At 64.2% G+C, this 12,822-nt stretch carries 11 protein-coding genes; 6 read left to right on the top strand and 5 right to left on the bottom strand.

From position 1 onward, the window contains the following. Positions 1–85: 85 nt before the first annotated feature. A complete protein-coding gene (locus AC3CD9_RS15220) occupies positions 86–1,090 on the top strand; it encodes a hypothetical protein (RefSeq protein ID WP_488364766.1) in 1,005 nt (334 codons plus the stop codon). Between the two features lie 67 nt (positions 1,091–1,157). Here the strand turns inward: AC3CD9_RS15220 and AC3CD9_RS15215 are convergent, their stop codons facing one another. Beyond that, positions 1,158–2,567, bottom strand: a complete 1,410-nt coding sequence (locus AC3CD9_RS15215; protein WP_488364765.1) for an APC family permease — start codon at positions 2,565–2,567, stop codon at positions 1,158–1,160. A gap of 109 nt (positions 2,568–2,676) precedes the next feature. On the opposite strand from AC3CD9_RS15215, the gene AC3CD9_RS15210 reads away from it, so the two are divergent. Then, a complete protein-coding gene (locus tag AC3CD9_RS15210; protein WP_488364764.1) occupies positions 2,677–3,072 on the top strand; it encodes a hypothetical protein in 396 nt (131 codons plus the stop codon). Here the strand turns inward: AC3CD9_RS15210 and AC3CD9_RS15205 are convergent. Further along, complete coding sequence (locus tag AC3CD9_RS15205) at positions 3,008–3,934, bottom strand: LysR family transcriptional regulator (RefSeq protein WP_488364763.1); 927 nt, start codon at positions 3,932–3,934, stop codon at positions 3,008–3,010. The genes AC3CD9_RS15210 and AC3CD9_RS15205 overlap by 65 nt on opposite strands. A 152-nt stretch (positions 3,935–4,086) precedes the next feature. On the opposite strand from AC3CD9_RS15205, the gene AC3CD9_RS15200 reads away from it, so the two are divergent. Both AC3CD9_RS15200 and AC3CD9_RS15195 read left to right on the top strand, forming a co-directional pair. Continuing rightward, on the top strand, positions 4,087–5,442 hold the full coding sequence (locus tag AC3CD9_RS15200) for an aromatic ring-hydroxylating oxygenase subunit alpha (RefSeq protein WP_488364762.1): 1,356 nt from the start codon (positions 4,087–4,089) through the stop codon (positions 5,440–5,442). After that, positions 5,439–6,713 carry an FAD-binding oxidoreductase gene (locus AC3CD9_RS15195; RefSeq protein ID WP_488364761.1) on the top strand — a complete coding sequence of 425 codons (1,275 nt, stop codon included), beginning with the start codon at positions 5,439–5,441 and terminating at the stop codon, positions 6,711–6,713. The genes AC3CD9_RS15200 and AC3CD9_RS15195 overlap by 4 nt, the downstream gene beginning before the upstream one ends. 9 nt (positions 6,714–6,722) lie before the next feature. Here the strand turns inward: AC3CD9_RS15195 and AC3CD9_RS15190 are convergent, their stop codons facing one another. Further along, the gene (locus AC3CD9_RS15190; protein WP_169253616.1) at positions 6,723–6,935 is read right to left on the bottom strand and encodes a hypothetical protein; all 213 of its coding nucleotides are present in this window, start codon (positions 6,933–6,935) and stop codon (positions 6,723–6,725) included. 424 nt (positions 6,936–7,359) lie between these two features. Here AC3CD9_RS15190 and AC3CD9_RS15185 point away from each other — a divergent pair, with 424 nt between their 5' ends. Continuing rightward, positions 7,360–8,166 carry a hypothetical protein gene (locus AC3CD9_RS15185; RefSeq protein WP_488364759.1) on the top strand — a complete coding sequence of 269 codons (807 nt, stop codon included), beginning with the start codon at positions 7,360–7,362 and terminating at the stop codon, positions 8,164–8,166. Positions 8,167–8,653: 487 nt separating this feature from the next. Here AC3CD9_RS15185 and AC3CD9_RS15180 read toward each other — a convergent pair whose 3' ends face one another. Continuing rightward, a complete protein-coding gene (locus AC3CD9_RS15180) occupies positions 8,654–9,715 on the bottom strand; it encodes a proline racemase family protein (protein WP_488364758.1) in 1,062 nt (353 codons plus the stop codon). An 8-nt stretch (positions 9,716–9,723) separates the two neighbouring features. Then, positions 9,724–11,892, bottom strand: coding sequence for an oxidoreductase (locus tag AC3CD9_RS15175; protein WP_488364757.1), 2,169 nt, complete (start codon positions 11,890–11,892; stop codon positions 9,724–9,726). Between the two features lie 151 nt (positions 11,893–12,043). Here AC3CD9_RS15175 and AC3CD9_RS15170 point away from each other — a divergent pair, with 151 nt between their 5' ends. Then, positions 12,044–12,790, top strand: coding sequence for a GntR family transcriptional regulator (locus AC3CD9_RS15170; RefSeq protein WP_488364755.1), 747 nt, complete (start codon positions 12,044–12,046; stop codon positions 12,788–12,790). Positions 12,791–12,822: the final 32 nt, after the last annotated feature.

Genomic DNA, 12,822 nt, shown 5'->3' with positions numbered 1-12,822 from the left:
ACAACTTATATTAGGCTGTTAATGCAAGAGAAGTTCTATATTGGGACTTTTTCTGAAATACGGCGTGATCGATCTGGAGTGACGGATGAGTACGAACCCTCCCGGGCGCGGGGATGAGAACGAATGGGACGTCAACGACCGGTCGGGAAGCCAATGGTCCTCGCAGCCCGGATCCCAGCCGGGACCCCCGCCGAGTCCGCAGTCAGGGCCTCAGTCGGGCAATGGATGGGGCACACCTCCGCCGCCTCCTCAGTCACCTCAGCCGCAGCGCCCCTATATCCAGACCCCGCACTCGCAGAGCGGCCCGCCTCATCGCAACGGTCAGTCTCCTCACCAGCAGAGCGGACCCTCCCAGGCTCAGGTCTCCCAAGCCTTCCCGGCCGGCGGCCAAGCACCAGCCGCAGGAATGCCTCCGCAGCCCGGACAGCCCGCGCACCAGCAGCCCTACGGCTACGGTCCGGGACCGTATCAGCAGGCCGGACCGCCGGCGCAGAAGAAGCGCGGCGGGCTGATCGCGCTCCTCGTCATCGTCGGCATCGTACTCGCAGGGGGCATCGGATGGGGCGCGGCGACGTTTTTCTCGAAGGACTCCGAGGACCCCGCCAATGTCGCCTCCACCGATGAGCCGACGAACGCCGCCAGCGGTGACGGTTCGGCTGCGGCCAGCAATTCACCCGAACCCACCGAGACCGAATCGGCGCTTCCCGACGACCCGAAGAAGGCACTCGAACAGCTCGCCGACTCCGACGGACAGACAGCGAAGAGCGAACTCAACGGCAAATGGGTGCCGCAGCTGAGTTCGAAGAAGGTCGGCCTCGAAGCCGAGGGGAAGACCTGGGACGAAGAAGCGATCCTCGAAGAATTCGAAGGGCTGCGCGAAGAGTTCCCCCGCGTGAAGCTCATCTGGTCGGGCGACTTCGGCAGCTTCAAGGAAGACAATTTCTGGGTCACCGTCGTCGGCATCGGCTACGACGACCCCGAGGACGCCCTGTCGTGGTGCTCATCGCACGGACTCGGCCCCGACAGCTGCTACGCCAAACAGCTCAACACCTCCGGCGGGCACGAAGGAACGACCCGCCTGCAGGACTGAGACTCCCGAGCCGGTCCGTCCGGTCACACCCGCAACCGGCGGCTGAATGATGGGCCGCCGGACCGGCTCAGACGTGGGCGCGCCGCCGGTTGTTCACCGCGAACACGGCAATGCCGATGACGAGCCAGACCGCCCCGATGACCAGGGCCAGCGGGTTTGCGCTGACGAGCACTGCGATGAGTAGACCGCCGCCGATGACCGGAATGACGCCGTGGTTGAACCAGTTGGGAGTCTCGCTGCCCTGCTTCTTCACGAGGAAGTATCCGACCACCGAGGCCTGAAGGAAGATGAACGCCGTCAGCGCCCCGACGTTGACGATCGAGGTCAGCTGGTCGAGACCATCGGCACGGGTCGCCGCCCACCCGGCCACGATCACATTGCCGCCGGCGGCCACGAGTATTCCCTTCCACGGAACACCGGTCTTCGGGGCCACCTCGGCGAGGAATTTCGGCACCTGACGGGATCGTCCCATGTCCATGAGGATGCGGGAGCCTGCGGCCTGACCGATCATCGCGGAGAACGCCGCGCCCACGGCCTTGGCCAAGGCGAGCAGCCAGTGCAGCCACGGGCCGAGAGTCGAGTCGACGGCGTCGTAGTAGGCGGCTCCCTCGAGCGCGGGATCGGCCTGCAGGTTCGCCGGAGTCAACGGTGAGAGCAGACTGCCCACCCAGGTCTGCGCGACGAAGAAGACACCTGCGAGCACGAGGCAGATCAGCGTGGCACGGCCGACGATCCGCGGCCCGCCCTTGGCCTCCTCGGAGAATGTCGCGAGCGAATCGAAGCCGAGATACGACAGGACAGCCACGGACACGGCAGCGAGCACCGCTGTCACGGAGAACGCATCGACCCCGGTCAGCGGGGTCAACCATCCCCGCGTCGGCCCATGCTGGACGAGGTAGGCGATGCCGAGGACGAGGACCAGGGCGAGGACGGCCACCTCGGCGAGGACGACCCCGGTGATCACGCGGGAGGCGACCTTGACCCCGGCGAGATTGAGCCCGGTGGTGAGGATGACGGCCACGGCCACGAACACCCAGACGGGCAGCGCGGGGAAGATCGAGTTCAGAGCGATCCCGGTGAACAGATAGGCAACCGAGGGGATGAAGAGATAGTCGAGGAGGATCATCCAGCCGGCGACGAAACCGGCCGGTTTTCCGATTCCCGCCGAGGCGTAGGCGAACACCGTGCCCGCGCGGGGAACCTCCCGTGACATGCGCATATAGCTGACCGCGGTGAAGGCCATGACGATCGTCGCGACGATGTACACCAGGGCCACGGCCCCGCCCGAGCGAGCATCGAGGGTGCCGAACACACCGACTGCGGCCGCGGGACCGATGAAGACGAGTCCGAAGAAGACGAGCTCGCTCAGACCGATCGTCCGTTTGAGCGTCCCACCTCGCGCCGAGGCGGCCGTGTCCTCGGGTGCGGAAGCCCGAGTTTCGCTGTCGGACCGGTTGGACCGATCGTCGGCGGTCATATCGTCCATCGTGGTGCCTGTCTTTCGAGGTATGTGCTTCAACTCTACGCGCAGGTCATGGCGTGGTTTCGAGTCCCCGATAGGATCGGGGGAGACGAAGGAGGCCCGGATGACGTATCACCCGCAGATGATCCAGCCCGGAGGGGCCCCGCCGGGAGGCGTGCCTGCAAAGAAACCGTCCGTGGTGCCGGGAATCCTCCTCATCATCGCCGGAGTCCTCGGCCTCGGGGTGGGACTGTGCATCCTCGTCATCCCGATGTTCCTGTTCCTCCTCGGCGGCGGTGGCAACGTCGACGCCTTCGACGATTTCGCCTCCGGCCTCTACACCACCGGATTCGTAGTGGCTGTCATATCCGTTCTGGTGCTGATCGCCGGGATCGTTCTCACCACCGTCGTCGCGCGAAGGCGGCGAAAGCTGTACCCGCGGCAGATCTGGGTGGTCAGGCCTCCTGGTGGGCCGCAGTTTCAGCAGACTCCCGGAGGACCTCCAACGCCGAGGCGATGATCGGCTGAGCGCCCGAACCGCGGCGGATGCCCGAGAGGATCTTCCGCGACGGCACCGGATCACCGCGCAGCGCCACACGCACCACATCGAAGCCGTCCGGCAGGCGTGCCAGGCGAGGAATGAGCGCGACACCGAGTCCCGCCGAGACCAACGACGCCCCCGTCTCCCACTCCCGTGACTGATGGGCCTGTTCCGGTTGGAAGCCGGCAGCCGCGCACGCCGTACGCACCAGACGGTGATACGGCGAACCCGACCGGTCGAGGATCCAGGACTCCTCGGCGGCCTCGCTCAACGCCACCGTCGACTTCTCTGCCAGGCGATGTCCGACGGGAACCAGCAGATCGAGGCGATCGCTGAACAGCGCCGACTGCTCGAAGCGGGGATCGCTGCGCGGCGGCAGCGGGTCGGTGGCCACGACCACGGCGACGTCGGCATGGTCGGAGAGGAGAAGGTCGAAGCACTCCTCGGGGTCGGCTTCGATGATCGTGACCTCGGCGCCCGGGAATCGCTCCATCACCGTCAGGGCTGTCGGTGGAAGCAGAGCCGCCGCGGCAGTGGAGAAGCCGCACAGGCGCAGCCGTCTGGTGCGTGTGTCGAGGCCGGTGCCGAGGCCGTCGAGCTCGCCTCGGATCTCCTCCCACCTGGTGAAGAGCTCCTGCGAGCGTTCGAGGAGGAGCTGACCGGCGCGAGTGAGGACGAGTCCGCGACCGCGCGGTTCGACGACGCGGACGCCGAGATCTTTCGACAGGCCTCTGAGCTGGTGCGATACGGCCGAAGGGGTGTATCCGAGGCGGTGTGCCGCCTCGGTGAGGGTGCCGACTTCGGCAAGGACCCGAAGGACGTGGAGACGCGGATCGATCATGCAATAGTATTGCACGTTTCGGATGAAGAAGATTCGCTTTTCTTCAGCAAACCTCTGGCGGACACTGGGGGCAGGAGCACGAACTCCACGGTCGCGGTCGGCGAAGGGGCCGACATCAGACGTGGCCGAGACACGACGAGGTGGTGGACGAATTGACTCTGGCACCAGAGCAGAAGCGGACCGGTTCCAGCACGAGCGGACCCGCCGGGTCGGGGGCCGGATCGGGCGGGCACGGCAGGGCCGATATCGACCGGCTCATCGACGAACGTGTGCCCGGCTATTCGCTGGCGGCACCGTTCTACATCAGCCCGGAGTTCTTCGCGCGTGATATCGAGGCGATCTTCGCCTCGACCTGGATCTTCGTCGCCTCTGCTGCAGAAGTGCCCGAAGCCGGTGACTATCTCACGGTCGACGTCGGTCCCTATTCCGTCATCGTCATCCGCGATGACGACGGTGAGATCCGCGCCCACCACAACGTCTGCCGTCACCGGGGGACTCGGCTGCTCAATGATCTGTCCGGCTCGGTGGGCAACATCGTGTGCGGCTACCACCAGTGGACATACACCCCTGCCGGAGAGCTCATCTCTGCAGGCGTTCAAGCTCCCGGCTTCGATCGGAGCTGCTTCTCTCTGCGTTCGGTGAACCTCCGCGTCATCGGCGGGCTCATCTTCATCTGCCTCAGTCCCACCCCGCCCGATGACATCGACGAGGTGGCTGAGGTCATCGAGCCCTATCTGACAGGGCATGACATCGCCGGGGCGAAGGTGGCCGCGCAGAGTGACCTCATCGAGGACTCGAACTGGAAGCTCGTCATGGAGAACAACCGTGAGTGCTACCACTGCGAAGCCGGCCATCCGGAGCTGACCTGCACGTTCTTCCCCACCTACGGCTATGAACCCGACGAGATTCCCAAACGCCTGCAGCCGGCCTACCAGCGGTACCTCGACGCCGAGGACCAGCTGCACGCTGACTGCGATCGCAACGGCCTGCCCTATGCCCTCGTCGAAGAGCTGAGCGGCCGGCCCACCGGATTCCGGATCGAACGGGCAGCTCTCGACGGAAAGGGCGAGTCGTACACGATGGACGGATCGGCCGCCTCGGCGAAATTATTGGGTGACCTCGACACCTTCGTACTGGGCCGGGCCTCGCTGCACGTGCAGCCGAACATGTGGTTCCACGCGATGGGCGACCACGTGGTGACGTTCAGCCTGCTGCCGCTCGCCGAGGACAAGACGCTGGTGCGCACGACCTGGCTCGTCCACGCCGATGCGGAGGAGGGCGTCGACTACGACCTCGACAACCTCACGACGGTGTGGCTCAAGACGAACGAACAGGACGCGACCTTCTGCGAACGCGGGCACCTGGGAATCTCGTCGCCGGCATATGTGCCTGGTCCCTACGCACCCACCGAATCGCAGGTCGATGACTTCGTCACCTGGTACATCGAACGGCTCAAGGCCCATAGAGAACAGCGGACCGTGCAGTTGGAAGGAGCTGAGCGACGATGAGGTACCGCCATTCGACATTCGCCCAGGCTGCATCCACGCCCGTGGGCAAGGCGACGTTCCGAGTGCCCACTCGGGGCAGGCGACCCGCAACCGCGGCCGCTGCCCCGCCGGTCTTCGATACGGCAGTCGAGCCCGCGCTCGCCGCGCCGATCGACCGGGTGTCGGCAGAATCAGCTGGTCCCGTGCTCGCCGAACTTCAGCTCGATCCCGAACTGCTCACCGGTCCCGTCGAGGTCACCGGCATCACCCAGGTGACCCACGACGTGAAGACCTTCGAGCTGCGGGCGGGATGGATGAACGCGGTTGACTTCGCGCCGGGTCAGTACGTGACGATGCGCATCCCCGAGCTCGGCCTCGAGCGCTGCTACTCGATCTCCTCTGCGCCCTTCGGCACGAACATCTTCACCATCACGGTCAAGCGCGTTCCCGGGGGAGTGGTGTCGACCCATCTGCATGACAATGTGCGGGTCGGCGATCGGCTGCACGTGGACGGGCCGTACGGGCTGTTCAGCACGAGCTTCCATCAGGCCGAACGTCACCTCTTCCTCTCAGCCGGCTCCGGAATCACTCCGATCATGTCGATGGTGCGCAGTCTGTTGGCCAGACAGGGAGGGTTCGGCACGGACATCGTCTTCGTCCACAGCGCCTCGTCGCCGATCGACATCATCTTCCGTGCCGAGCTCGAACAGCTCGCCGAGGTCGCCGGAGTCAGCGTCACCATTCTGTGCTCCAGGGATTCCGGGGCCGAGCCCTGGGCCGGTCGGCGGAATCGGATCGATGCGTCCACCCTCGCCGAGGTGGTCCCTGACGCGGCCGACCGTGAAGCCTTCGTGTGCGGGCCGGGTCCGTATATGGATGCGGTACGGCCCCTGCTCGCCGAGGCGGGGGTGGCATCGGCGCGGATGCATGAGGAGTCGTTCGTCTTCGCCACTTCACCTGCTGATCGTTTGGCCAAGGCCGGTGCGAGAGCCAAAGCTGCCGGAGTCGGCGTCGTCGGCGGCACTGGAATGAGCCATCTCGTCGAGTTCGCGGCCTCCGGGCGCGTGGTCGACTGCGATGAGTCCACGACCGTCCTCGATTCTGCTCTGGACGCCGGACTGTCCTTGCCCTCATCCTGCTCGGAAGGCGCGTGCGGAACCTGCAAGTCCGTGCTCGTCAGCGGCGAAGTCGAGATGAAGCATGCGGGCGGAATCCGGCCGAAGGAGATCGCCGCAGGAAAGTTCCTGCCCTGCTGCTCGACTCCGCTGACCGACATCGTCGTCGACAGGTGAGCTGCCTGCTCAGTGCTTGAGCTTCGTCTCCTTCAGCCCATAGGTGCCCAGCACGTAGGGTTCGAAGCCGACGACATCCCGGCTCATTCCGTACAGTGCTCGCTGGTAGGCGATCGGTACGATCGGGGCCTCGTCGGCGACCTGCTGCTGGATCTGGGCGTAGAGCTCGTTCTGCTTCTCCGGATCCTCTTCGGCCACGGCCTCCTCCGCCCATTTCTCCACCTTGGGATTCGCGTAGCCATATCGGACTCAGGAAGCAGCTCCATCACGTATTACTAGACGTACCAAAGTTGGTCGTGGTCGCCGATGTTTGCTCAAGTCGGCACTTTTGCGATGGCTCTTTGGTCTAAGAATGTTCTGGTGAATGCACCTTGGATAACGACACCCGAAAAGCTTGCGCCGCTACAAATCGATACTTTAAAAGTTTTGAAGTCTGTCGGGTAAGCTCAATTTTGAATTTTAAATCGCATCTAGGCGGCCCGCCAGGCGGGTGTTTCTATTAGCAGGCGCTCCGGATGTTGAAATTTAACCCAATCGCAGACGCGGAAGTGCTCGAATATGACAACAATGTTGATTTCTCGTTACCTGATCGTAATACGTTGAATACAGCAAGGGGTGTTACTTGATGTAGCGTGAACGTGTCCAAATGAATCGATCAACATTTGCCTCGAAGGGGGACGTGAGGATGCGTATTATTGGCAATAAGCTCGCCGCCGCCGTATTGGTTGCGGGATTGGCTGCAGGTGGTCTTGGGTCAGCGGTTGGCCCTGCCCAGGCGTCGACGGCTGGCGCTAACTCTAAGCAAGAAAATTGTGCTCAAGCCGGCTCCAGCGAGACCAGTACTGATATGAAACAGATGACTGGCAAGAGTGCCGAGGGGCTTATCGAGACCGTCTCTGAGGGAGTCGGTAATGGAACCTTCAATAGTCACGCAAAGTCATCGCTGTTGAATTTCAATAAGGGTAAAGTTTACAAAGTAACTTCCGGCGATAAGCAATTCACATCTGTCACGATTCCGGTGGAGGGAAAATACGCCACCACCAGTAATTTGACTGTATTGTTTGATGGCGATGGTAAGAAAGTCAATTATAGTGAGGTTCTCTACACCCAAGGCGATAATGGCAAATTTCACCTAGCCAAGTATGAGAATGGCAAAATTACTGAGGATCGAAACACGGATATTTCTTACAAGACGGATTCTCAGATTACCGCAGAGAGCAAGAAGGGTGTCTCGGGAGAGCTCTCTACCCAGAAGAGCACTGGAGACAAAGTAGCTTGCGTTGCGAGCGTCCTTGGCGTGTCTGGCACAGTTGGGTATCTGATTGTGGGTGCATGTGCTGGTGCTTGTGCGGCGGGTGAAACTGGTGTGACCATTCCTGTATGCGTGGCGTGCATCGGCGCGTACGCGACTGTCGGTGGTGCGTCAGTGACAGCGGTTGCCAACTGCTTTTGAACGAGAGCGAGAGTGGAATGTCGAAGCCATATGCGCTGGCAGGGCTGATATTTGGGCTGGCAGTGTCTGCAGGAGTCTTCATTGTATTGTTGCCCGGTCTGTTCGATAATGCCTCTTCGGGGCGAGTCTGGGTCACTTGGGTGATATTCGGTATTGCTGTGGTCTTCGGGTCAGGGTTGCTCTTGGCGCGACGGCGACTCGGATAGGCCCAGTTATAGATTCCGCTCTGGGGGTCAACATTTGTTATGTGGGGTGCGTGTGGGGATACTAGCGTGTCGCTCAGTGCCTGACCCGACTCGATCGTCCGCATCGATGTTCCTGTCGATGCGGACGATCGTTTTTATCGGTTATGTGTGCGGAGAAATCGGGGTGTTCGTCTTGGATAAGCAGACGCTCTGCTGAAATGCAGTTTGCCCAACAGCGGAATCTCTCAATAATCAGCAGCGGTCGTTCTCGATTCCGAAATGACGTAGTTGTTCACGCCACCTCACCGCAGCACGAAGCCGGGCACGAGATCATCGAGCGGGTCGACCTCGAACGTCGAGGTGGCCACCCGGTGGGCGCTGCCGGCGACGACCGGGACGACGCCGTCGATGGTCTCTTCGAGCACTCGCGCCCGGAATCGCGTGCCGACGATCGACTCATGGACGAGCGTCTGCCCCGGGCGAAGCTCACCGGCGGCATGGAGTGCGGCGACCCGAGCCGCCGTTCCCGAACCGCACGGAGAGCGGTCGACCTGACCGTCGGCGAAGACCGTGACATTGCGCTGATGCAGTTCGCCGCCGGGCAGAGTGCCGAACCGGTCGACGAAGATCGTGCCGTAGACACCGGAGAGCCTGTCATCCTCGGGGTGGGCGGTGTCCGGATGATTCGCGAGGCCCGCCTTGACCTCCCTGCCCAAGGCGATGAGCGCCGTGAGATTCTCGGGCACGACTTCGCAACTCACCTCACCGAGGCGGCCCACCTCGTCGGCCTGGGCGGAACCGGCGGCAGCACCCAACTGAGCGACATCGACGAGCGCATAGACCGCCCCACCCCACGCGAGATCGACCGACACCGGACCCAGGCTCGTATCCACAGTGATCCCAGAGGCGACGAGCCGGCTGGGCACGTTGACGAAGTCCACCGAGGTGGCCCTCCCCTCGGCGTCCGTGTGCACCTGCGCGCGCACTCGACCCGAGGGTACGTCGATCGTGACCTCCGTGGTCCCGGACGGATCGACGGCGACGATCCCGGAGGACACCGCCCATGCGCCGAGCGCCATCGCCCCGTGACCGCAGGCCGTGGAGAAGCCGTCCTTGTGCCAGAACAGAACCCCCAAATCGGCCCCGTCGTCATCGGGTTCGGTGATGAAACCGCCGTACATGTCCGGATGACCGCGCGGCTCGAAGCACAGCAACCTGCGCAGATCATCGGCCGCCGAACCGGGCACGGCCAGTTCCCGTCGTTCCGCCACACTGCGACCGGGGATCTCGACCGGGGGTTCGGCGACGATCCGGAACGGTTCGCCGGCGGTATGGAAGTCGACACTCGTGCAGATCGTCGTCACAGTCTCCGTCACAGCCCCATTCCCACTCTCAGTCCTTCCAGCACCGCCGCATGCACATTGCGGGAGGCGACAGCGTCACCGATCCGATACAGCGTGAACGGGTGCCCCGCCTCAGCGGAGGTGGTGGCGGACGTGGTCGTCGGTTCCGCGACTGCCGTCGCACCTGGGCGAGTGCTCGTCACACCGGCGTATTCCGGCTGCGGGCGTCCGTGGACCCACGCCTCGAGGTCCGTCGCCCCGTGGTTCGTCGACCGCGACTTGAGCTCGAAATAGACCTCATCGTTCGGCGTCGTCCCGAAATCGACGACCACGGCATCGGTGACGACCTCTGCCTCCCGATCCGAATAGTCGTTGCGCAGCACCGCCACGATCTCCTTCCCCTCGATCCGCGGCTTCCGGCTCAGGCGCTCGCCGAGGCGGACCTCGACTCCGAATTCGGAGAACACCTGAAGATAGGCGGGGGAGTTCATCGACCCCACGTCGATGCCGATCGTGCGTTCGGGACTGACGTAGGTGACCTGCTGGCCGGCTCGGGCCAGGCGTTCGACGGCGTCGAGCGCCGGATAGAACCCGTGGTCGTCGAAGACGAGCACCCGCTGCTTCGACTTGAGTCGGTCGTCCATGACGTCCCAGGCGTCGAAGCTCGGGCCCTGCTCACGGAAGGGATACCCGGCATCGGGAACCCCTCCGGTGGCGACGATGACGACGTCGGGGTCGAGTGCGAGGATGTCGTCCGCCTCGGCGAAGGTGTTCAGTCGCAGGTCGACGCCGTGCTTCCTGCACTGCTGGACACGCCAGTCGATGATGCCGATGAGATCGCGGCGGCGCTGCGAGCGAGCGGCGATGCGGACCTGCCCGCCGGGGGCGTCCTCGGCCTCGAGCAGGGTCACCCGGTGACCGCGCACGGCCGCGACACGGGCGGCTTCGAGCCCGGCCGGACCGGCGCCGATGATGACGACATGCTTGGGTCCGGTCGTGACGTCGTGGGGAACCTCCTGCGGCAGATCGGCCTCCCGGCCGGTAGCGGGATTGTGGATGCAGGTGGCCGAACCGGAGGTGTAGATGGAGTCGAGGCACATGTTGGCGCCGACGCAGGGACGGATATCGTCCTCACGTCCTTCGGCCACCTTGCGCGCCAGGTGAGGGTCGGCCAGCTGCGCCCGGGTCATCCCGACGAGGTCGAGGCAGCCATCGGCGATCGCGAACCGGGCGGTCGCGGCGTCGGAGATGCGTGCGGCGTGGAGGACGGGGATGTCGATGGCCTCGCGGATGCGACGGCAGGTCTCGAGCCAGGGGGCCGAGGGGGTGCCCATGCCGGGGATCGCCTCGGCGAGCTGACGGTCCGAGTTGATCATCCCGACGTTGAGGTTGAGGAAGTCGATGCCGTGATCGGTGTAGGTCCGGAGGATCTCGGTGGCCCTCGCTTCGTCCATGCCGTCTTCGCGGCGCTCGTCGACGGCCATGCGGATACCGAGGACGAAGTCGTTGGGAACTGATGCACGCACGGCGTCGATGATGCGCATCGGGAACTTGATGAGATTCTCCAGTTCGCCGGAGTACTCGTCGTCGCGGTCGTTGAGCCACGGGGCGAGGAAGGAATCGAGCAGGTGACCGGCGTGCATGACCTCAAGTCCGTCGAATCCGGCGGCGGCCACGCGTTCGGCGGCGGCTGCGAAGTCCGCGACGATGCGATCCATATCGAAGTCCTCGAGCGCCTTCGTGAATGACCGGTGCGCGGCCTCCCGGGTCCGAGAGGCCGATACCAGGGGCAGCCAGTCGCCGGCGAAGTTCGAGGATCGGTGGCCCAGGTGGGTCGCCTGGATCATGATGGCCGTACCCTCGTCGTGGCAGTCGTCAGCGATCGCGGACAGCCACGGAACCACCTCGTCGGTGGACAGGTCGATATTGCCGAACGCGGCAGGGGAGTCCTTCGACACGATGGCCGAACCGCCGATCATCGTCAGGCCGACACCGCCGCGGGCCTTCTCCCGGTGATAGAGGCGGTAGCGGTCCTTCGGCATGCCGAGTTCGGTGTACGCGGGCTCGTGCGAGGTCGAGACGATGCGGTTGCGCAGCGTGAGTCTGCCGAGTTCGAAGGGCTGGAGCAGCGGATCGGCGGACACGTCGGTCGCAGACGTGGTCGGTGCGGGTGTGCCGGTTGCGGGGTCGGCGGTCATGGGTTCCTCCTTCATTGCAGGAACGTCACTGTGGGTTCGACTCCGTGGGGAGTCCGGGTGGGTAATCGGTTACCGACTACTCAGTTCAATTGTGCGATCTCGCGGTTATGCTGTCAATAGTCGCCGACCACGATTCGAAGGGGAGTGTGCGATGGAGCGAGTGAGACCGCAGGCCGAATCGCTGCGCGAGCAGGCACTGGGCATCATCCGCGATGCCATCACCTCAGGTGAGCTCGCCGAGGATCGCATCTATTCGGCCGCGGGCCTGGCCAAGCAGCTCGGCATCTCACTCAGTCCGGTGCGCGAGGCGATGATGGCGCTCGTGACCGAAGGGACCGTCGAAGCCGTGCCCAATCGCGGCTTCCGCCTGGTCACCATCACCGAGGCGGACCTCGAGGAGATCATCGCCATCCGCGTTCTTCTCGCGGTCCCCGCCGCCCGCAGTCTGGCAGAGGCCGGCAGCGATGACATCGTCGGTCGCGGCCTGAATGCTGACGGCGTGCAGGCGGTGACGGACGGGTCGGTGACCGAGACCGGCGAGGCAACGACCAAATCCGAGGCGATCGTCCGACTGCGCGAACTCGCCGAGGCGACCGTGGACGCGGCCGAGGCCGGCGAATTCGCCGAGTTCTATACGCAGGACCGCAGGTTCCATGAGGCTCTGCTCGAGCACGGCCTCGGCGGGCGTGCCGCCGCGATCAGCCTGCGCCTGCGCGATCAGTCACGCCTCTACCGGCACCAGGATCAGATCGGGGCCATCGCGGTCGATTCCGCTCGCGAGCTGCCGAGGATCGTCGACCTCATCGAGTCCGGGAACGCCGCCGAGGCGGCCGACCTCGTCACGTCGAACCTCTACTTCTTCAAACGCGTCCCGGCCACGGCCGACGGCGAAGGTTGATTCGTCACTGTCGAGCTCTGCACCTTTCGACA

The organism is Brevibacterium sp. MGP-B1 (assembly GCF_057766545.1).
This window is presented reverse-complemented; position numbering and strand designations above follow the sequence as displayed.